Below are 20771 nucleotides of genomic sequence, written 5' to 3' on the forward strand. Positions count from 1 at the left end.
TTTAATTCGGTAACGGAATCTGAATTTTAATTTTGGTTCCTTCATTTTCTTTTGATGTAATAGATAGTTTTCCCTTGTATTTTTTAATTCGGGCTCTAATTCGGTTCAAACCAAAACCTTCTACATCATTTAGCTTTTGGGTTCTAAAACCAATTCCGTCATCATGTATACTCAAGATTAACTGATCGTTTTTTTCAATTAAAGAAAGCCTCGCTTTTTTGGCGTCGCTGTGTTTTATAACGTTGTTGAAAAGTTCGCTTACAATGAAATAAATTTTCATTTCAAATTTTTCAAGATATCTTCTGCTAATTGGGATAGAACTCGAAAATTCAAATTCAATCGCAGAATTGGAGTTTTTTTCGCATAAATCTTCTAATGCATAAATTAACCCAAAGCGAACTAAAAGCGAAGGAACAAGATCGTGGGACATATCTCGTAAAAGTTCATGTGCTTCAGACAAAATGGCTTTTGCTTTTTGTATTTCATCAGATTTAATATCGTTTTGGGCAGTAAAAGTATTTAAATGTAATCCAGCAGATGAAAGCAGTGAATTAATATTATCATGCAGAAAAGAGGCTATTTTTTTTCGCTCTATTTCCTGAGTATCAATTCCAGAATTAATGATGTCAAGGAGGATTTTTTGTTTCGTATCTTTTCGTTTTATTTTTTGTTTTAATTTATTGTTCTGATATAAAAAATAAAATAAAAAGAAGATGATAACTATGAGAACAATTGATAAACTGACTATTTTTTTATTTCGCAGCTGCTCACTCATTTTAAGCTGATTGACAGTTGTTTTGCTTTCAACTTGTGTTATAGGATTGTGACTTTGAAGATTTGCGACAACTTTTTGCGAAACAAAAGTTCCTTTGACAGCGAAGGAGAAAACAAGTGATATGAAAAAATTAAAACCAAACATAAAAAACTGATTTTTATGGATTAATCAAATTGTTTTTAAGAGCATATTTTACTAAACCAATTGTGCTTTTAATGTTTAGTTTTTTCATAATGTTTTTGCGATGGGTTTCAACAGTATGTGAACTAATGAAAAGTTTTTCGCTGATTTCTTTTCCGCTGTATTCCAAGGCAATTAAAATGATGATCTCGATTTCACGCGGACTTAGAATCGGATTTTCGATAACTGCATTGTGGTTCAATTTCGGATTATCTTTAAAGGTATTAAAGATTTTTTCTCTAACAGCATCGCTAAAATATTCCTGTCCGTTATAAACTGCTTCAACTGCTTCAATAATGTTTTCGCCTGCGCAATTTTTTGTGAGATAACCTTTTGCGCCAAGTTTCATTACTTCTTTAATGATTTTTAAATCATCATAACTAGATAAAATAATGACTTTGCAGGGCGATTGTTTTTCATTAAATTCTTTTAACGTTTCAATTCCATCTTTTTTCGGCATGCTGATATCCAGAATTAAAACATCAGCTCCATCCAAAACCACATCATTAAAAACTGTTGTGCCGTCTAGTGAACTTCCTGCTACTTCGAAGTTTGGCACTGTTTTTAATAAGTTAGATAATCCATCAATTAAAACCTGATGATCGTCTGCAAGATGGATTTTTATTTTTGGAGTCATTTCTTTAGAAGCTAATTAAACAACAAAATTATGAAAATTATCTTACAAGTATTTCGTTTTAAGGCAAAAAAAACCCGAATTTCATTCGGGTTCTTCTTCGCACATAAAAATTAAGTTTATAGGTTTATCTCAAACGGTCGACAGATTTTACAAGATCTTCATCCTTCTTGATGGCCTTATTAGCTAAAACTAATAATACGATAGCAACAATTGGTAGAAACATCCCAATACCTTTCTCAGAGACTTCAGCCTCTCCAGATAAATTTAGCGAACGATATACAAATAATCCTAATAAAATTAAATTTAATATTATGTTCAGTCTGTTTAATACAAACTGATTTTGTCTCTTTTTGAATGAAATAATACTAATTACACTAAGCATTGTGGTTAACCCTAACAAAACGGTGTAAAGCTGGTCCTGCATAAAAAAGAATGGTTTTCCTGCACTTGTCGTCCATAACGGAACAAAAAGCATTAAAATGCCCGTTGCAGCAAAAGCCAGAAATAGATATACAGTTTGAATTCTTTGTATCATGATCTAAAAATGTTTTACAAAAATATATTTTCTTTTTTTAAAATACTATTGTATGATTAAATTTTATTCGTATTATTGCATCATAATACCGTAAGCACTTCATACTGCGGTCAATTCAAATTAATTATCTACCTATTCTTTTTACAGTATTTCCTTTAAAATAATTAAATTCATAGAACATTCATGTTTGATATTTCTGCATTAAAAGAAATGAAGCTTGCTGAGCTTCAAGAAATAGCTAAGTTAGCTAAAACAATAAAGATTAATGGTGTCAAAAAAGAGACTTTAATTAGTCAAATTTTAGCACACCAAGAAAGTACTCTTGCGCCCGCTGAAGCTCCTCAAACAGAAGCAGTTTCTGATTCTAAAGATGAAAAACCAAAGCGAGCGAGAATAGCTCCAGTGAAGACTAAAGCAGCAAATACCAAAAATACTCCCGTTTTAGAATTTGATAAAGTAGAGGAAACTGTTCAAAAAAACGATACTGCTGAAACTGTGCAGCCAATTGCAGAAGCTGCCGCTCCAGAAGTACAAGGAGATAAGACATCAGCAGCAAAGAAAGAGCCTAAAATTGTAAAGTTCAACAAATCGGCTTACGAGAAAAAAGTAGCTCTTAAAAAAGATAAAGAAGTTGTAAAAGAAGTTACAAATGAAGAGCCTTCAGAATTAGTTACTTCAGAAATAGCTACTTCTGAACCAACAGCTGAAACGGCTGAGAAAACTCCACAAATTGCTCCTGCAAAAAAGGTTAATCCGAATCAAAATAAAAACCAGAATCCAAACCAAAATCAAAACCCGAATTCGAATCCAAATCAGAATCAAAACGGGAATGGCAATGGAAACGGAAATCACAACAATCAAAATCCTAATCATAAAAATAAAAAAAGCAATAATTTTAGAGATTCAGACTTTGAATTTGATGGAATTATCGAAAGTGAAGGCGTTCTTGAAATGATGCCCGACGGTTACGGATTTTTACGTTCATCAGATTATAATTATTTAGCTTCTCCAGATGATATTTATTTATCAACTTCGCAAATTAGATTATTTGGTCTAAAAACCGGAGATACTGTAAAAGGAGTGGTTCGCCCTCCAAAAGAAGGAGAGAAGTTTTTTCCTTTGGTTCGTGTATTAAAAATTAATGGGCACGATCCGCAGGTTGTTCGCGATAGAGTTTCTTTCGAACATTTAACACCAGTTTTCCCTTCAGAAAAATTCAAACTAGCAGAAAAAGGCAGTTCTGTTTCAACCCGAATTATTGATTTGTTTTCACCTATTGGTAAAGGACAGCGTGGTATGATCGTTGCACAGCCAAAAACGGGTAAAACAATGCTTCTTAAAGATATTGCAAATGCAATTGCTGCTAACCACCCAGAGGTTTATTTGATCGTTCTTCTTATCGACGAACGTCCTGAGGAGGTTACTGATATGCAGAGAAGTGTTCGTGGTGAAGTTATCGCTTCTACTTTTGATAGAGAGCCACAAGAACACGTAAAAATTGCTAATATAGTACTTGAAAAAGCAAAACGTTTAGTAGAATGCGGTCACGATGTTGTGATTCTTTTAGATTCTATTACACGTTTGGCAAGAGCTTATAATACAGTACAGCCAGCATCTGGAAAAGTATTAAGTGGAGGTGTTGATGCAAATGCATTGCAAAAACCAAAACGTTTCTTTGGAGCTGCGAGAAATGTAGAAAACGGAGGTTCTTTAAGTATCATCGCAACTGCATTAACAGAAACAGGTTCTAAAATGGACGAAGTTATCTTCGAAGAATTTAAAGGAACTGGTAACATGGAATTACAATTAGATCGTAAGATAGCCAATAAACGTATTTTCCCTGCAATCGATCTTACTTCGTCTAGTACACGTCGTGATGATTTATTGTTAGACGAAAAAACATTACAAAGAATGTGGATTATGCGTAAATATCTATCGGATATGAACCCAGTAGAATCTATGGATTTTGTAAATGACCGTTTCAAGAAAACTAAAAACAACGAAGAGTTTTTAATTTCGATGAATGACTAGCGAGAGGTTCTTAGGGACTAAGGTTCTAAGGTACTGAGGTTTTTCTTAAGAGGTTAAATTTCAGTAAAATACAAAAGGGATGAGTTTAAAAACTCATCCCTTTTGTATTTTACCTTAGCGCCTTAGAACCTTAGCAACTCAGCACCTTATTTTTTATCAACTACAGGTCTATTTTCTCTGTTCGCTAAATCCCATGCGATTACAAAAGCTAATTTTGTTCTTCTGGCCAAAGCATCGTATTCGATTTTTTCTGGAATATCGTCTTTTCCATGGTAATCTTCGTGAACTCCGTTAAATAAGAAAACAGATGGAATACCATGTTTTGCGAAGTTATAATGATCAGAACGCTCGTAAAAATGATTTGGATCTTTAGGGTCGTTAAATTTAAAATCTAAGTCCATTTTGATGTATTTGTCATTTTGAGCTACAACAGCATTATGCAAATCTGAAGATAATCTGTCCGCACCAATCACATATACGTAATTGTTTGTTTTAGCATGCTCAACATCGCGACGTCCGATCATGTCAATATTGATGTCAGCAATCGTATTTGCGATTGGAAATAATGGATTTTCAGAATAGAAACGAGATCCGTGCAAACCATGTTCTTCTCCGGTAACGTGAAGAAATAATATAGAACGTTTTGGTCCGTGGCCTTGTTTTTTAGCTTTAGCAAACGCTTTAGCCATTTCTATAACCGCTACAGTTCCAGAACCATCATCGTCAGCTCCATTATAAACCTCTCCGTCTTTAATTCCAACGTGGTCATAATGAGCAGAAATTACTAAAACTTCATTTGGTTTTTCAGAACCTTCAATGTATGCCCAGATATTTTCTGAGTCAGGTAAATTTTGATTGCGTTTTGCGTTTAAGAAAGCAGCAGGAATTGGCTGGTAGTAATCTGAAGCGCCTTTAGGAAAAGATACCCCGTTTTTTTTGTATTGCTCAATCATATAAAGACCAGCTTTTTTCTGTCCTTTAGAACCTGTTTCTCGGCCTTCCATTTCATCAGAAGCAACAGTATAAAGCATTTTTTTAAGATCCTTCTCGGTAATAACTTTGATATATTTTGTCGGATCCGAATTGTCTTTGGATGCAACTGACTGCGTAGTTTTACAAGAATACGCAGAAGCAATTAATAATAAAACGAGTAATTTTTTCATTCTTATTGTTAGTGTAAATTAATAAATGTGTAAAGAACATAAAAGGTGAGTAAAAATATAATAAATAGTGAGTTTATTACAAATAAGAAAAAACTTTTTATAAATGACACTATTCTAGATTCGCCATAAAAACGATGGTGTGCGGGATAAAAATAATAACACATCCAAATTGTTCCTGCAAATGTTGTAATTCCTGATATAAAAGATAACGGACTATCTTCTCCCAAAAGACCAATTAATCGGTTGACGATAAACATGATAAGAAATATCAACAGCAGAAATGAAAAATAGTGAAGTGTAAAAATACCATGATCAAAATAATACCATCTTTTTTTACTGTGGAAAAGCCACAAGAAAAATGCAAAAAAAGGCATGATGATAAACAGGATTTTAGGTATGTTATGTACAAAAGATTCTATAAATTTTTCAATAATTTGCTTTTTAGTATTATTCTCTGTCACGTGCACAGCCTTTTCATATAGCCAGTATTCAAATTGTGTCAGTTTTTCGCTTTCTTTCCCATATTTTTGAATGGAATCGATTTCTTTCATTGTTTTCAATTGAAAATAGGACTTATCCAATGTTTTTGACTTCAAATAAGACTTTTCAGTGTAGCTTTTAATTTCTTTTGTATTTTCTTTTTCTAAACTGGACGCAATTTGCTTTTCACTTTTTGTCAAATTCTCAGTTATCTCACTTGGGAATAATGCAATTAAAAGAAAAGTAATAAAACTTATAAAAATATAAAGACGAACCGGAGCAAGATAAGAAAGCCTTTTTCCAGAAAGATATTCTTTAGTTAAAGTAGAAGGTTTAAAAAGAAGGTTTTTTATTGTTTTCCAAAAAGCATTTTCATAATGCGTTAAATCTTCAAAGAAATGAATAAATAAATGATGAAATGTTTTTCTGGAATCTGTATTTTCCTGTCCGCAATTTGGACAGAATTTTTGTTCTACAACATGCCTGCAGTTCAAGCAGGTTTTATCTTCTCTAATTTTACTATGTGACATTGGTGTGGTTTAGTTAATTTGTTTTGGCTGGGAGGGCAGGTAGTATTACTTTTTTAGAACTTCATTCAAAAATAATTGCAAATGGTCAAAAGATCTTTTTGCTGCAACAGGATTATAAGCCGCACCTTTTGAATTATCATTTCCGGCTTCTGGATTGGTGAATGAATGAACAGAATCAGCATAATAAATCATTTGCCAGTCGGCTTTAGAATCACGCATTTCTTGTTGGAATGCTGTAATTTCGTCTTTTGGTACAAACGGATCGTCAGCTCCGTGGCATATTAAAACTTTCGTAGTTATAGTTTCTGTTTTTCTGCTGGCATCTTTCCCTAAACCGCCATGAAATGAAGCAACTCCTTTAAGTTTTAGATGACCGCGTGCAGCTTCTAAAACTCCTGTTCCTCCAAAGCAATAACCAATAGCAACAATATTATCGGCATTGGCTCCCTGTTTTACTAATTCTTGTAATGCAGTATTGATGCGTTTTTGGTACGCTTCATAATTGGCTTTATAAAAACCAGCTTGTTTTCCAGCTTCTCCAGTATTTTTTGGATAATTTCCTTCTCCATAAATATCAGCGATAAAAACATGATAACCCAATTTAGATAATTCCTCCGCGATTCCTTTAGAAGCATTGTCGATTCCCAGCCAGGCAGGTAAAAGTAAGATTCCAGGATTTTGACTGCTCTTTTTAGCAGATTTTATAAATAAACCATTTAACTGCTGGTTTCCTTCTGTATACTTAACGGGTTTTAGTTGTGCATTCATAAGGTTTGAAAATAAGATTGCACTGAATAAAATTAGCACTGTATTTTTCATAATTCTACAATTTTTAACAAATATCAGAAATATTATGTTACAAAAAAACCTCACAAGTAAATTCTTGTGAGGTTTGTAACCAATATTTTAGATAACAAATACGTGTTTTTTTATAAGGATATATTTCTTTTAAAAGCGCAGCCCAATTCTACGATAGAATCAGTTTTGGCAATACCTGGAATTCCATCAATTTTTTCATAAAGAATGCGGCGCATGTGTTCATGATTTTTGGCAATTATTTTTATGTATAAAGTAAAGGAACCCGTTACATAATAACATTCTGTGATTTCTGGAATTTCTTTAAGTGCTTCAATTATTCGGTCAGAATCAGAATCTTTGTTTAGCGTAATTCCCGTAAAAGATGCCCAGTCATATCCAATTTTCTTTTCCTGAATAATGGGTTTTATACCTCCAATTACACCTTGTTCGATCATTCTGTTAATACGTTGATGCACCATTGTATTTGATATTTTCAAATTAGCAGCAATCGCAGAAAAAGCCATTCTGCCATCTTTTTCTAATTCTTTAATAATACTAATATCAAATTCGTCTAATAATTCCATTCAATAAAATCGTTTAATAAATTCGGTCTTTGTGATTTATAAAAGTAACTATTTTTTTTAATAAAGGGAGAATAAAATATAAAATGTATTAAAATGAATATAGCTTTTTAAATGCTGAAAAAAATAATTTTTGACTTTAATTTTGTTATTTTTGAGTCAAAATATAATTTTATAGTCGAAAATTAATTTAATTTTAATATTTTTGTAAAAATAAAAAGCAGATTATGATAAGTACAGAAAAAGCACTTTCATCAAAATCAGAAATTTTGATCGAAAAAGAAAATAGATATGGAGCTCACAATTACCATCCGCTTCCAGTAGTTTTAGAACGCGGAGAAGGAGTTTACGTTTGGGATGTTGACGGCAAAAAATATTATGATTTTTTATCGGCTTATTCTGCAGTAAATCAAGGTCATTGTCATCCAAAAATTGTGAACGCAATGATAGAGCAAGCGCAAAAACTAACTTTGACTTCTCGTGCTTTTTACAATGATAAATTAGGAAATTACGAAGAATATGTAACCAATTATTTTGGATTTGATAAAGTTCTTCCCATGAATACTGGAGCTGAAGCCGTTGAAACAGCACTTAAAGTTTGCAGAAAATGGGCGTATGAAGTAAAAGGAATTCCTGAAAATCAAGCGCAGGTTATTGTGTGTGAGAATAATTTTCACGGAAGAACCACTACCATTATTTCTTTCTCAAACGATGAAACAGCCCGTAAAAACTTCGGACCTTTTACAGATGGTTTTATAAAAATTGAATACGATAATCTTGAAGCTCTTGAAAATGCTTTAAATTCATCAAAAAATATTGCTGGATTTTTAGTAGAGCCAATTCAAGGGGAAGCGGGAGTGTATGTTCCTTCTGAAGGTTATTTAGCAAAAGCAAAAGCCCTTTGTGAAAAACACAATGTACTTTTTATTGCAGATGAGGTTCAAACCGGAATTGCACGTACAGGGAAATTATTAGCCGTTCATCATGAAAATGTGCAGCCAGATATTTTAATTCTAGGAAAAGCAATTTCTGGCGGTGTTTATCCAGTTTCGGCTGTTTTGTGTAACGACGAAATTATGAATGTTATTAAACCAGGACAACACGGATCTACTTTTGGTGGAAATCCTGTTGCTGCTGCTGTTGCCATTGCTGCTCTAGAAGTAATTAAAGATGAGAAACTTGCTGAAAATGCAGAACGTTTGGGAATTATTTTAAGAGATGGATTAAATAAAATCGCTGAAAAAAATAATTTAATTACACTTGTCCGCGGAAAAGGACTTTTGAATGCAATTGTAATCAACACCGATGAACACTCTGATTTAGCGTGGGAAATCTGCTTAAAATTTAGAGACAACGGATTATTAGCAAAACCAACTCACGGAAATAAAATTAGATTAGCTCCGCCTTTGGTTATGACAGAAGAGCAAATTAATGAATGTCTGGAGATTATTGAGAAATCTTTAAATGAATTTAAGATTTAATCTATAAACCTATTTTTCAGTTATATAAAAAACATACTCATACTTTGGGTATGTTTTTTTTTTAAATGATATTCAAGAAAAAAAAACATTATTCTGTTATTATTCAGTCTTTTAGGGGTAGTCTTAAATGGGTTGAAGGTATAATTTTGCTCTCAAATTTTTAAAAACAATGTTTAAACTAATTTGAGTTATTATGATTACAATAAGCCTTTGCATGATTGTGAAGAATGAAGAACAGTTATTAGCAAGATGTTTAAACTCTGTAAAACATCTTGTAGATGAAATTATTATAATCGATACAGGTTCAACAGATAAAACAAAAGATATTGCATATTCATTTACAGATAAAGTTTATGATTTTAAATGGACAAATAATTTTGCAGATGCCAGAAATTTTGCTTTTTCTAAAGCAACAAAAGATTATCAATTTTGGCTTGACGCAGATGATATTTTTGTTGAGAAAGATCAAGTTTTATTTTTAGAATTAAAAGAAACGCTTTCATTAGAAACAGATATGGTTTTAATGAAGTATAATTATTCAGTAGATGAGAATAATAATCCATTGTTTTCATTTTATAGAGAAAGATTGGTTAAGAGAGAGAACAATTATAAATGGAATGATCCCGTTCATGAGTATATAGAATACGGTGGTAATTATTTAGTTTCGGAAATTGCTGTAACCCACAAAAGAGTATCTTCTTCTTCAGATAGAAACTTAAAGATTTATAAAGAAATGGTTGAGAGAGGTGATTATTTTTCACCGAGATCGCTTTTTTATTATGCGAGAGAGTTGAGGGATCATGAAATGTATGCTGAAGCAGAAAACTATTTTACAAAGTTTTTAGAAACCCAAAAAGGATCTTCTGATGATTTTGTTTACGCCTGCTTGGAAATTGGAAAAATTCTCAAAAAACAAGGTAAATTGGATGATGCGTTAAAGGCATTATTTTATAGTTTCACTTTTGATAATCCTAGAGCAGAAACCTGTTGTGAGATTGCAGGTATTTTTCAAAGTAAAGGAGATTTTAAAAAAGCTATTTACTGGTACAAATTTATCCTTGGTTTAGAATTTCCTCAAAATGATATTGCTACAACAACCACAGAATGCTGGAATTTTATTCCTCATATAGAATTAGCAGTTTGCTATGATAAAATTAGTGACATTGAGCAAGCAATTTTTCATAATGAAGAAGCTGGAAAGTTTAAAATAAATCATAAATCAGTACTGCATAATCGTCAATATTTTGCTTCTGTGATGGAAGAAAAAAAGACTTTTCTATTTAAATGGAATTAAATATTTAAGAGCAGAAATTTAAGTTCCATATTGTTTTAGAGATTTTATTATCGTAAGAGATAAAAATAAAAAGCAGCAAATAAATTGCTGCTTTTTTTTGTACACCATTTTTATTTAAAAGCGACTATTTTACAACAATCGCTTTTGGTATAATTACTAAAAATATCAAAAAAAGTAATTATTTCTTAGGCACTGCTCCAGGGATCAGTTCTTCTTTTTGTTTGAATTTGCTGTATTCAACAACTCCAGTTTTATCTGCCCAGTCAAAGTATTTTGCAGAAAGATCATTTACAATTCCTGGATTTTGAGCTGCGACATTTGTTGTTTCGCCTCGGTCTTTTTCAAGATCATAAAGTTCCCATTGGTACGACGGATAAATAGAAACCAATTTCCATTTTCCTTCTCTAACAGCTCTATTTCCAGCTCTTTCCCAGAATAACGGTGCACCTCTGTTTACTTCAGAAGCATTTTCAAATAATACTGGCAGTAAACTTTTCCCTGGAAGCGGATTAGAATTTACACCATTAAGGTTTTTAGGATATTCAATTCCAGCCAATTCGTAAAAAGTAGGAGCAAGGTCAATAATGTGTCCAGTTCCTTTATCAATTCTACCAGCTTTAATTTTGGATGGATACCATGCAATAAATGGAGAACTGAAACCCCCTTCGTGCATATTATTTTTATAATCCTGCAATGGAGTATTCGATAAATAAGCCCAGTTTTGTTCTTGATAATCAAAAGAACCAGAAGTTCCAACTGGTCCGTCGTTACGAACCAAACCTCTTCTCAATGGATTGTAAGTGTTGAAACCGCCTTGTGCACCATTATCTGCAATAAAAATAATCAGAGTGTTTTTGTCTTTTTTCAAAGCTTTAAGTTTTTCTAAAACTTTCCCAACATTTTGGTCCATATTGTCTACCATTGCGGCGTAAACTTCCATTTTAGCTTTCCAAAATTGCTTTTCGTCATAGGTCAATTTATCCCATTCTGGAACTTCAGGATCTCTTGGTGCGATAGTCTGTCCTGGAAGTAAAATTCCGTTCTCTCTTAATTTTTGAATTCTTTTTTCTCGTAAAGCATCCCAGCCTTCATCAAATTTCCCTCTGTATTTAGCAATATCAACAGGTTTTGCCTGCAGCGGCCAGTGAGGCGCAGTAAAAGCGAGATATAAAAAGAAAGGTTTGTTTTCTTTATTTTGTTCGTCTAAGAAGGTAACCGCATTATTTCCAATTTCATCTGTAAAGTAATACGAATCATCTTTTGGATGCAGCTCTTCATTATTTCGAATCATTTTTACAGGATAAGGCGTTTTTCCAAACGGAAGCGGTTTAGTATCAAAATAATTTGAAGCACCTTTTAAAATTCCATAAAACTTGTCAAAGCCTCTTTGGTTTGGCCATTGCGATTGATCTTCAGAACCTACGTGCCATTTTCCAGACATCAAAGTGCTGTAACCTCCAGAGCGGAAAACTTCGCCGAGAGTTAAAGATTCTTTATTTAAATAACCCTGATAGGCTGGTAAACCTAAATTCACATCAAAATACCCAACTCCAGCTTTATGCTGATATTGTCCCGTTAATAAAGAAGCTCTGGTTGGCGCGCAAATCGAGTTGTTATAAAATTCGCGAAGGCGTGTTCCTTCTTTTGCTAAGCGATCCAGATTTGGTGTTTTAATTTCAGAACCATAATTTCCTAAATCCGAATAGCCCATATCGTCCACCATAATCAAAATTACGTTTGGTTTAGAAGATGCAGTTTGGGCATTGGTTTTATAAGAACCTATTATTCCTGTCAGTAAAACGGAAAATAAAATGTTTATTCTTTTATTCATGTTATTATAATTTACTAGTCAAAATTTTATCTTGGATATTTTTGTAAAGTGAAGATTTTTAAGGCTTAAAAAGTAAAAAAGCGATAATCAATGTGATAATAATATTGAATAATTGAGCCGTTAAAAATGCTATTAAAGGTTTTCTGCTATTATGTTGCAGTAAATCTTTAAAATTAGTTTCTAAACCAATACTTGTAAAGGCCAGAGCAAACCAAAGTCCCTGTAGGTTTTTCAAACTTTCTTTTAGTACTTCTCGAGTTTCAGGAGCTACAAAAAATGAAAAAACAATTGATGCCCCGATAAAGCCAATGACAAACTTTGGAAAGCGTTCCCAAATTACACCCAATGTTGGTTTAGAATTCTTTACTTCAGCAGATTGATTATGTGTGTAAGTCCAATAAATGGAAATGGCAAAAGCAGCTAAACCCAGTAAAACATTCTGCGAAAATTTTACAATTGTACTTATTTTTAAAGCTGTTTCTCCCACCAATGTCCCAGATGCTACAACCGCTCCAGAAGTATCAATACTCCCGCCAAGCCAGGCTCCGGTAACTTCTTCGGGAAAATTAAAATGACTGGCAACTATGGGCATAAAAATCATCATCGGAATGGCGGTAACCAAAACCATCGAAATTACATAAGATAATTTTTTAGAATCTCCTTTTATTGCACCCGAAGTTGCTATGGCCGCAGAAACACCGCAGATAGAAACAGCACTCGAAATCATCATTGTTAATTCTTCATCTACTTTTAACTTTTTGCAAAGCCAGAATGCAAAATACCAAACGGATAAAACAACCACTAAAGCCTGAATTAAACCTAAAGACCCTGCTTTTAAAATATCTGAAAAAATAACACTAGTTCCCAACAAAACGAGCCCGATTTTGACAAAGAGTTCGGTTGACAAAGCAGAACGAAACCATTCTGGAAGTTTGAAAAAATTCCCAATTATTAATCCGATTAGTAAACTGAAAATTACAGCTTCTAGATTTAATGCTTTAACTTCTGTATTTCCTGCAATTATTAGTGCAAGAATAGTTAGAATATAAATTACTGGAAATGTGAATAGGAAATTTTTAATTGATTTTCCCACTAGAAAAGTTCCGATAAGTCCGATTGAAATAAAATAAATAAATTGAAAACCAATAATTTGGAGGTTTTTTATTTCGAATACAATAGTGATTAAATCAGCTCCGTTTGTCCATTTGAAAACAGGAACTTGTGGAAGGAAAATAAAAAGAGATATTCCGATAATAAGAAAACCGAGAATGACGACAGTCCAATCTTCGTGAATATTAAATTGTTTTGTTGAGGTTGACATTTAAATGCTTTCTTTCCTGCAAGGTTTTCAAAACCTCGTAGGTATTAATTTTAGATTTGAATTTTAGATTAAACCCGACAGCTTTTTAAAACCTGTCGGGTTTGTATAAGGATGATTAGAGATCTACAAAGTATTTTTGTTTTCCAAAATCAAATTCATAATAGGTTAGATTTGGCCAAAGCGGATCAATCAAACCTTTTTCCCAAGTTTGTAAAGCAGTTTGCAATTCTTTTACCTTTTCTGGATTTTTCTGCGCAAGATCTGTTGTTTCAAATTTATCAGAAGCAAGATTATACAGCCAATTTTCATGTGTTTTGCCGCTAATGATTAATTTCCAGTCGCCGCTTCTAATCGCTTTTGCATCGCCCGAGCGCCAATACAAATCTTTATGGGCTGTTTTATTTTCATTTACTGTTGCAACTAAATCTACCCCGTCATAAACTCTATCTTTTGGTAAATCAGAATGTATGGCTGCGGCAATTGTGGTGAAAAAATCTAAAGTACTAACCGGTTTTTTGTAAACCGTATTTGGTTTGATTTTCCCTTTCCACGAAAGTGCAAAAGGAACATTTATACCGCCTTCAAAATGAGAAAATTTACCGCCTTTTAACGGTGCATTTGTTGTCGCAAAAGTATAATCGGCGCCGCCATTATCACTGGCAAAAATGATTAAAGTATTATCTTCTAAACCTTCTTTTTTCACTTTTGCACGAATTCTGCCAATCGCATCATCCAAAGCGCTGATCATCGCAAAATAAACACGTTTATTCTCGTCTTTTACATTCGGAAAACGATCGTAATATTTTTTTCGAACCTGAAATGGCGTGTGTGGTGCATTAAAAGGAATGTACAGCAAGAAAGGTTTGTCTTTATTTTTATCGATAAAAGCTTCAGCTTCGTCAGCAAATTTTTCTGTTAAATACGCTTTTTCATCAATTATGGTGTTGTCTCGGCGAATTTGTCCAATTCCTACACGGCCTTTTCCCCAAATCGTTTTATCGGTAAAATCTTTATGATGATGGTTGATAATATCAGGATTATTGTCTTCTGGAGCATATAATGAAAAAGCCTGATAAAATCCGTAATGGTAATCGAAACCTCTATCCAGCGGAAAAAATCCTTTGTTATGTCCCAAATGCCATTTCCCGATAATACCGGTGCTGTAACCTTGTCTTTTGGCTAAATCGGCAAAAGTAATTTCAGATTTTGGCAAACCCTGCGTTGCAATAGAGGCGTCATTTGGATATTCGATCTTATCATTTAATTTCCAATTATTGGTATCAAGCAAATATTTAAAAGCATAATATTCTAAGTTATTTTTAGGATAACGATCTCCCGGCTGATATTCATGTCCAAAACGTTCCTGATATCTTCCTGTTATTAATCCAGCTCTCGAAGGCGAACAAATCGCAGCCGATGCATATCCATCTGTAAATGTAACTCCGGATGCTGCCAGAGAATCAATCTGTGGTGTTGGAGTCGACTTTCCGCCGTAGAGCGAAATATCATATTTGCCTAAATCATCGGCTAAAAGAATAATAATATTGGTCTTTTTTCCAGAAACGGAATCTGCAGCAGCTTTTGATGCTAAAAATTCTTTTTTGCCTTCGGCAAGTTTTTGATCTTCTTTTACTAGTGTTTCATTAGTATTAATAGGCCAAAATAGAAAGGCTGCCAGAATAAGCAGTATAATTAAAATGGGTATAACGATCTTGGTTATTTTTTTATATGCTGGCATATTGGTTTTGGTTAGTTATTTTTGAATTTTATGCGCATTTTTTCATTTCGAAGAATCTTTAAAAGTGGTCTTTCAAATATTGTCGATTTTGATAGCGTGGCTTCGACTTCGCTCAGCCTGACATAAAGCGGATGTGTTTTAGTTAATTAGATGAACTTCTTCAGAAGTAAAAAATCAAGTATTATTTCGAAGCCAATGCAACATCAACTTCATTTTTTAAATCGCTGATGCCTTCTTTTTTAAACACAATTTTTCCATCTTGGTATAAGAGTAAAGTTGGAAAAATTTTAATTGTTTTTAAATCTGCAATAACCTGCGGACTGTCTTCTAATTCAATTTCTACGATTTTTAAATTCGAACCATATTCTCCTCTAATCGTTTCTAAAACAGGTTTTACTTTTTTACACGGACCACAATATTTGGAGCCAATATCTACTAAAACCGTTTTGTTATCTGCAATTATTTTATTGAATTCTTTTAAGGATAATTTGCTTTTAAGATTGGAATAAAACGGTTTTCCGCCGCCAATCCAATTTGCAATACCGCCTTCTAAGCTATACGCTTCTGAAAATCCTGTTTTTAGTAATTCTTTTTCTAAAATAACACTTCTGCCGGCTCCAATAGAATAGATAAAAACAGGTTTCGATTTATCTAGTTTAGCCACATATTGGTCATAATTTTCAGATTGTAGGTTGAAATTTACAGCACCTTCAATATGATTTAAAGCAAATTCTTCTGGCGTTCGCGCGTCTACAATCTGCGGATTTTTTTGACTTTTTATTTTCGAATAAAATGAATCTAACGATAATGAACTATGATTTTCATTTTGCGAAAAAGCAGCAACTGCCCATACAAAGGCAATTGCTGTTATACTGGTTTTTAAGATTTTATTTCTCATACCATTACGCTTGTTCTAGTACCGGAGCTTGCGGTTGTTCTTCAGAAACTGGTTTGGCTTTTATTGGTAGTGACAATACACCTTCTGCAAGAGAACTTCCTTCTTTTTTAGACTTGAAAATTGGCCATAAAAATTGTGCGTACCATTCTTCTTGTTTGTATGATTTTGTTCCGTATGATTCTGGGAATTTACGAGTGATTAATCCAGTTCCGAAGATTACATCCCAGATAAAAAACATGTTTCCGAAGTTTCCTTTAAAATGTCCAACGCCATCTCCGCTTGTATCTGCGTGGTGTGCGTGGTGGGTTGCTGGAGTAGAAATCAATCTTTCTAAAACCCATGCAATTGGATGCAAAACTTTGTATTTGTAAAATGGTTTATCCCAAGCAATACTTGAATGTGCGCCCAAAGTGATGAAACTTTTGATTACTAAAACAAATAAAGCTGGTAATCCTAAACCTAAATACGTTAACGTTGCTGTCAAATAAATTTGAGAGAAGAATACTGTATAAATAAAGTTTTGTCTAGAAGCCATCGCCATTCCCATATATGGAGCTGAGTGATGTGTTCTATGAAAACGCCATAAAAACGGAACTTGGTGGTGCAGTCTATGATACCAATACTGCGTTAAATCGTCTGCAATAGCAATTAAGAAAAACCCTCCCCAAAACGGAACCCATGCCAATGCATTTGACAGATTTGGAAGTAAATAAGGCAAAGCTGTTAAACTAAAAAAGGCAATTACCGGCGGTAAAAGTAATTTTGGAGCTAAAAAACAAACGATATCAATTTTACGTTCTTCGCCTGTCCATTCGTCATCGTACAAACCTGCAGCAAATTCGATAACTCCCAAAACCAGCATAAAAACTGTTAATCCCCAAGTGCGGATATTTTCAAAAGCAGGTTTTGCGAATTCTAAAAATCCAGGAAGCGCAATATGAGAATCAGTTACTGATCCGCCTGTTAGTTTAAAGTAAAGGTAAATTGCCAATACCGGCAATGAATAGATGAAAAAACTTATCGTTAAATCTCTTGTTAATTTTTCTTTTTGAACTATTGCCATGATTTCTTATTTTAAAAATTGATTAATTAATGCTAATCCTCCAGCTAAAATTACCAGCGGAACTAAAAATAGGATTGCCCCAACGACAATCTTTTTCCCTATGATTTCATAATCTACTCGTTTCATATCTTTTTGAATTTTAATTCTTTAATGTAAAAATAAATAATTTAACTTCTAATTCTATGGATTTAGTAGAGTTTTATTTTTTATTTTTTCATTAATTTGTTAGAATTTGTTGTTTTACTTCACTTTTTGAATGGTTGGAAGTGTTTCAACGGTTAAATTTTCTCTCAATTTTTCTGATGGTAAATACAAACGAATGATCAAACTCGTTTTTTGAACATTGTTAATAGGAAGCCAGTTTTCTTTTTTTTCTGTACCCGAAAGGTTGATTTTATAAGAAGTGCTGTCGGCCTCATATTTTACATCTTCAAGATTATAGCCGTATTTGTTGATTGGGTTTTTAATTAAAAAACCATTTTCATCATAAGCCGTAATGCTCCAGTATTTTGCATCAAGTTTTTTTCCGTTAATCACATAATCCGATTTTGGGTCTAATGCATTTCCTTCGCTGTCTGTATTTGTACTCAGGTAAATCACTTCTTTTTTAGTCAATGCATAAGGTCCGTAAACTGCTACTTGTGCAATTGTCAGCAAATCAGCTGTGTTGAGGTCTTTGTCTTTATCAACTGTCTGCCAGTTTCCAATTTTGCGCTGTGAATCACTTTTTCCTGATTTGATATTATAAATACCAATGCCGCTTCCTAAAACTACAGCTAAAAGAATTAATCCTAATCCGATTGCTATTTTTTTAATTTTTTGATTTAAAGCCATTTTTATTTGATTTTAAAATTACTTCGCTAATTTCTCTACCGTAACGCCATGCTGTAATTCGGCCAGCGTTTTTACGGGATACGCTTTTGAAACTAAATAACGAAACAGAATCAATCCTTTTGTCGTTGGACTGTAAATGATTTTTTCTTTCGGAACATTTTTTAAAACTTCTGAAGTACTTCCTTCTAGAGCTAAATAATATTCAAATTTTGCTTTTACTTTTTCTTCGTTTTCTACAAAATAATTGGTTGTATTTTCTTGGTATGCAGATATTGACCAATAAGTAGAATCAGGAACAACGCCAGAGATTTTTAATACATTCTCTTTCAAATCATAATTAATTGTAGAATACAAGAAATCAGGATTTGGAAGCGGAATTACTCTGCTGTTTTCTGCATTTGGCTGATCTCCAAATCTTGGCACATTTACGTAACCGGCACTTTTTTCTGCAAATTTACTTTGCACATAATAGGGAGTTGCCCATATTGTTAAGTAGTAAAAAGTGACTGCGATTACTACAAGCACCAAGGCAAAAATGCTTTTTTTGATAATTGGTTTTGTTGCTGCCATAATTTATTTTTTTAGTTAATGATTTTCAAATCTTCTAAAATAATTTGTTGAGATTGAGAACCTGCAAGATTTGGAAAGTCTTGCAGGTTTGGTAATTCTTATTTAGAAGTACTTTCTGTATCTCCAGATTTAGTTACTTGTTTAATCAAATCAGAAACTGTTTTTCCTTTATCGGCTCCTGTATTATGGATTCGTCTGTTGTACACATCCTGCCAGTCTATTAACGGGTAAACGTTGTTTTCTTTTGCCTGTTCATCAAACAATTTTTGAAGTTCAGCAAGTTTCTCAGGATATTTTTTCGCAAGATTATTACGCTCGTTAAAATCTTCGTTTAAGTTGTACAATTCCCAAACATCAGTATCGAAATTGCTTGGTGCAGGTTTTTCATTTTTACCAAAAGCTTTTTTCACGGCAAACGAATCTGGAAGATGCGCTGCTCCGGCTTTCCATCCATCTTTATAAATTGCTCTGTTTCCGAAGATATAGTAATATTGAATTTTGTGTAAAGATTCTGCTTTCGGATTATCTAATGAGGCCTGGAATGAAGAACCTTGAATAATATCTTGCTTGATTCCTTTGATGTATTCTGGAGCTTTAATTCCCACAATATCCAATGTTGTTGGAAGCAAATCGGTTACGTGGCTGTATTGATTTCTAATACCGCCTTTGTCTTTAATTCCGTTTGGATAAAAAACAATTAATGGATTATGTGTTCCTCCTTCAGATTGTGCATCTTGTTTCCAGTTTTTAAACGGAACATTTGTTGCTTGAGCCCATCCTAACGGATAATTGGTATTTAACCCTTTTGGTGTACCAATTTCATCAATATTCGCTAAGTTTTTCTTCAAATTTTCCTCGTCAGATACACCTTGAGAAAACAAACTTTGATTGATTGTTCCTTCTGTAGTTCCTTCTTTACTAGCTCCGTTATCTCCAATTGCTACAAAAATCAAAGTATTGTCAAGCTGTCCGCTTTCTTTTAAATAATTTACAACTCTTCCAACTTCATAATCAGTATAAGTCAAGAAACCAGCGTAAACTTCCATAAATCTAGCGTAAACTTTCTTTTGCTCTGGAGTCAGTTTTTTCCAATCTGTAATTAGTGGGTTGCGTTCTGGCAACACCGCATTAGTAGGAATAACACCTAATTTCTTTTGGTTTGCAATTACTTTTTCGCGGTAAACATCATAACCTTCGTCAAATTTTCCTTTATAAGGATCGCTCCATTTTGTAGCAACTTGATGAGGTGCGTGCGCTGCTCCCGGTGCGTAGTATAAAAAGAATGGTTTTCCAGGTGCGGCTTTTTGTTGTTTTTGAATATAGCTGATTGCTTTGTCTGTAATTAATTCATTTAAATGACGTCCGTCAGGTTTAATATGAACTTGATCTTCAACCAAATCAGGATTGTATTGATCCGTCTGTGAACCCAAAAATCCGTAAAAATGATCGAAACCTTTTCCTGTCGGCCATCTGTCAAACGGACCTGCATCTGTAGCATCTTCGTCTGGTGTTACGCCATATTTACCAACGGCAAAAGTATTGTATCCGTTTTCACGTAAAATCTCAGCGATTGTTCCTTTATCAGAAGGAATTCTTCCGTCCCATCCTGGGAAACCAGCCGATAAAATAGTGTGAGAAAATCCGCTTACGTGAACTCTTCCTGAATTTCTTCCTGTTAGTAATGCAGCACGTGTTGGAGCACAAATTGCAGTAGTATGGAAATTCGTATAACGTAAACCATTATTAGCCAGATTATCAAAAGTAGGTGTATTGATTAAACCTCCAAAAGTACTTGCAGCACCAAATCCAACATCATCCAATAAAATCCAAACAATATTTGGAGCACCTTTTGGAGCTTTTACTGGTTCTGGCCAATATTCTTTAGAATCAGCTAAAGTTTTGCCGACAGTCCCTTTAAATTCTGTGTTTTCTTGTGCAAACCCGATCTGGACGGCTAGAAAAGCGGTAAACAAAAGCCCCGTTTTTGGACTTTTGTTTAAAAGGTTATTTAATTTTTTCATGATTTTATAG

The 20771-nt window shown here is 33.4% G+C and carries 18 protein-coding genes; 3 read left to right on the forward strand and 15 right to left on the reverse strand.

Annotated elements, in window-relative coordinates:
• Nucleotide 1: 1 nt before the first annotated feature.
• From EDB96_RS07735 to EDB96_RS07745, 3 genes are all read right to left on the reverse strand, one after another.
• On the reverse strand, nt 2-919 hold the full coding sequence (locus EDB96_RS07735; RefSeq protein WP_134140008.1) for a sensor histidine kinase: 918 nt from the start codon (nt 917-919) through the stop codon (nt 2-4).
• A gap of 13 nt (nt 920-932) precedes the next feature.
• The gene (locus EDB96_RS07740) at nt 933-1592 is read right to left on the reverse strand and encodes a response regulator transcription factor (RefSeq protein ID WP_057116608.1); all 660 of its coding nucleotides are present in this window, start codon (nt 1590-1592) and stop codon (nt 933-935) included.
• A 124-nt stretch (nt 1593-1716) separates the two neighbouring features.
• On the reverse strand, nt 1717-2127 hold the full coding sequence (locus EDB96_RS07745) for a DUF4293 domain-containing protein (RefSeq protein WP_134140009.1): 411 nt from the start codon (nt 2125-2127) through the stop codon (nt 1717-1719).
• A 183-nt stretch (nt 2128-2310) separates the two neighbouring features.
• Between EDB96_RS07745 and rho the strand changes: the two genes are divergently transcribed.
• Nucleotides 2311-4158 carry a transcription termination factor Rho gene (rho, locus tag EDB96_RS07750; protein ID WP_134140011.1) on the forward strand — a complete coding sequence of 616 codons (1848 nt, stop codon included), beginning with the start codon at nt 2311-2313 and terminating at the stop codon, nt 4156-4158.
• Between the two features lie 146 nt (nt 4159-4304).
• Here rho and EDB96_RS07755 read toward each other — a convergent pair whose 3' ends face one another.
• The 4 genes from EDB96_RS07755 to EDB96_RS07770 form a co-directional block, all read right to left on the reverse strand.
• A complete protein-coding gene (locus EDB96_RS07755) occupies nt 4305-5321 on the reverse strand; it encodes a M28 family peptidase (protein ID WP_134140013.1) in 1017 nt (338 codons plus the stop codon).
• An 8-nt stretch (nt 5322-5329) separates the two neighbouring features.
• The gene (locus EDB96_RS07760) at nt 5330-6331 is read right to left on the reverse strand and encodes a DUF3667 domain-containing protein (RefSeq protein WP_134140015.1); all 1002 of its coding nucleotides are present in this window, start codon (nt 6329-6331) and stop codon (nt 5330-5332) included.
• A gap of 45 nt (nt 6332-6376) precedes the next feature.
• Nucleotides 6377-7150 (reverse strand): dienelactone hydrolase family protein, encoded by a 774-nt coding sequence (locus EDB96_RS07765; RefSeq protein WP_134140017.1) that lies wholly within the window; start codon nt 7148-7150, stop codon nt 6377-6379.
• 110 nt (nt 7151-7260) lie between these two features.
• Nucleotides 7261-7713: an Lrp/AsnC family transcriptional regulator gene (locus EDB96_RS07770; RefSeq protein WP_057116602.1), complete on the reverse strand. Its 453-nt coding sequence runs from the start codon at nt 7711-7713 to the stop codon at nt 7261-7263.
• A 224-nt stretch (nt 7714-7937) separates the two neighbouring features.
• Between EDB96_RS07770 and rocD the strand changes: the two genes are divergently transcribed.
• Both rocD and EDB96_RS07780 read left to right on the forward strand, forming a co-directional pair.
• Nucleotides 7938-9191: an ornithine--oxo-acid transaminase gene (gene rocD / locus EDB96_RS07775; protein WP_134140019.1), complete on the forward strand. Its 1254-nt coding sequence runs from the start codon at nt 7938-7940 to the stop codon at nt 9189-9191.
• 193 nt (nt 9192-9384) lie between these two features.
• The gene (locus EDB96_RS07780; RefSeq protein ID WP_134140022.1) at nt 9385-10485 is read left to right on the forward strand and encodes a glycosyltransferase family 2 protein; all 1101 of its coding nucleotides are present in this window, start codon (nt 9385-9387) and stop codon (nt 10483-10485) included.
• Nucleotides 10486-10663: 178 nt separating this feature from the next.
• Here the strand turns inward: EDB96_RS07780 and EDB96_RS07785 are convergent, their stop codons facing one another.
• The 8 genes from EDB96_RS07785 to EDB96_RS07820 all read right to left on the reverse strand — a co-directional run bounded on the left by EDB96_RS07785 (nt 10664) and on the right by EDB96_RS07820 (nt 20761).
• The gene (locus tag EDB96_RS07785) at nt 10664-12316 is read right to left on the reverse strand and encodes an arylsulfatase (protein WP_134140024.1); all 1653 of its coding nucleotides are present in this window, start codon (nt 12314-12316) and stop codon (nt 10664-10666) included.
• A 58-nt stretch (nt 12317-12374) separates the two neighbouring features.
• Nucleotides 12375-13637 carry a YeiH family protein gene (locus EDB96_RS07790; RefSeq protein WP_134140026.1) on the reverse strand — a complete coding sequence of 421 codons (1263 nt, stop codon included), beginning with the start codon at nt 13635-13637 and terminating at the stop codon, nt 12375-12377.
• 115 nt (nt 13638-13752) lie between these two features.
• Nucleotides 13753-15375 carry a sulfatase-like hydrolase/transferase gene (locus EDB96_RS07795; protein ID WP_134140027.1) on the reverse strand — a complete coding sequence of 541 codons (1623 nt, stop codon included), beginning with the start codon at nt 15373-15375 and terminating at the stop codon, nt 13753-13755.
• A gap of 181 nt (nt 15376-15556) precedes the next feature.
• Complete coding sequence (locus tag EDB96_RS07800; RefSeq protein ID WP_134140029.1) at nt 15557-16273, reverse strand: thioredoxin domain-containing protein; 717 nt, start codon at nt 16271-16273, stop codon at nt 15557-15559.
• A 4-nt stretch (nt 16274-16277) separates the two neighbouring features.
• Nucleotides 16278-17336, reverse strand: coding sequence for a sterol desaturase family protein (locus tag EDB96_RS07805; RefSeq protein ID WP_134140030.1), 1059 nt, complete (start codon nt 17334-17336; stop codon nt 16278-16280).
• 240 nt (nt 17337-17576) lie between these two features.
• Complete coding sequence (locus EDB96_RS07810; protein WP_134140032.1) at nt 17577-18170, reverse strand: DUF1214 domain-containing protein; 594 nt, start codon at nt 18168-18170, stop codon at nt 17577-17579.
• A gap of 18 nt (nt 18171-18188) precedes the next feature.
• On the reverse strand, nt 18189-18740 hold the full coding sequence (locus tag EDB96_RS07815) for a DUF1254 domain-containing protein (protein WP_134140033.1): 552 nt from the start codon (nt 18738-18740) through the stop codon (nt 18189-18191).
• Nucleotides 18741-18838: 98 nt separating this feature from the next.
• Nucleotides 18839-20761: an arylsulfatase gene (locus EDB96_RS07820; RefSeq protein ID WP_134140035.1), complete on the reverse strand. Its 1923-nt coding sequence runs from the start codon at nt 20759-20761 to the stop codon at nt 18839-18841.
• Nucleotides 20762-20771: the final 10 nt, after the last annotated feature.

The sequence above is a fragment of the Flavobacterium sp. S87F.05.LMB.W.Kidney.N genome, assembly GCF_004366435.1.
Lineage (GTDB): Bacteria > Bacteroidota > Bacteroidia > Flavobacteriales > Flavobacteriaceae > Flavobacterium.

Coding starts and splice junctions, on each gene's coding strand:
- EDB96_RS07735 (WP_134140008.1), bottom strand. CDS start 919: ATGTTTGGTTTTAATTTTTTCATATCACTTGTTTTCTCCTTCGCTGTC.
- EDB96_RS07740 (WP_057116608.1), bottom strand. CDS start 1,592: ATGACTCCAAAAATAAAAATCCATCTTGCAGACGATCATCAGGTTTTA.
- EDB96_RS07745 (WP_134140009.1), bottom strand. CDS start 2,127: ATGATACAAAGAATTCAAACTGTATATCTATTTCTGGCTTTTGCTGCA.
- rho (WP_134140011.1), top strand. CDS start 2,311: ATGTTTGATATTTCTGCATTAAAAGAAATGAAGCTTGCTGAGCTTCAA.
- EDB96_RS07755 (WP_134140013.1), bottom strand. CDS start 5,321: ATGAAAAAATTACTCGTTTTATTATTAATTGCTTCTGCGTATTCTTGT.
- EDB96_RS07760 (WP_134140015.1), bottom strand. CDS start 6,331: ATGTCACATAGTAAAATTAGAGAAGATAAAACCTGCTTGAACTGCAGG.
- EDB96_RS07765 (WP_134140017.1), bottom strand. CDS start 7,150: ATGAAAAATACAGTGCTAATTTTATTCAGTGCAATCTTATTTTCAAAC.
- EDB96_RS07770 (WP_057116602.1), bottom strand. CDS start 7,713: ATGGAATTATTAGACGAATTTGATATTAGTATTATTAAAGAATTAGAA.
- rocD (WP_134140019.1), top strand. CDS start 7,938: ATGATAAGTACAGAAAAAGCACTTTCATCAAAATCAGAAATTTTGATC.
- EDB96_RS07780 (WP_134140022.1), top strand. CDS start 9,385: ATGATTACAATAAGCCTTTGCATGATTGTGAAGAATGAAGAACAGTTA.
- EDB96_RS07785 (WP_134140024.1), bottom strand. CDS start 12,316: ATGAATAAAAGAATAAACATTTTATTTTCCGTTTTACTGACAGGAATA.
- EDB96_RS07790 (WP_134140026.1), bottom strand. CDS start 13,637: ATGTCAACCTCAACAAAACAATTTAATATTCACGAAGATTGGACTGTC.
- EDB96_RS07795 (WP_134140027.1), bottom strand. CDS start 15,375: ATGCCAGCATATAAAAAAATAACCAAGATCGTTATACCCATTTTAATT.
- EDB96_RS07800 (WP_134140029.1), bottom strand. CDS start 16,273: ATGAGAAATAAAATCTTAAAAACCAGTATAACAGCAATTGCCTTTGTA.
- EDB96_RS07805 (WP_134140030.1), bottom strand. CDS start 17,336: ATGGCAATAGTTCAAAAAGAAAAATTAACAAGAGATTTAACGATAAGT.
- EDB96_RS07810 (WP_134140032.1), bottom strand. CDS start 18,170: ATGGCTTTAAATCAAAAAATTAAAAAAATAGCAATCGGATTAGGATTA.
- EDB96_RS07815 (WP_134140033.1), bottom strand. CDS start 18,740: ATGGCAGCAACAAAACCAATTATCAAAAAAAGCATTTTTGCCTTGGTG.
- EDB96_RS07820 (WP_134140035.1), bottom strand. CDS start 20,761: ATGAAAAAATTAAATAACCTTTTAAACAAAAGTCCAAAAACGGGGCTT.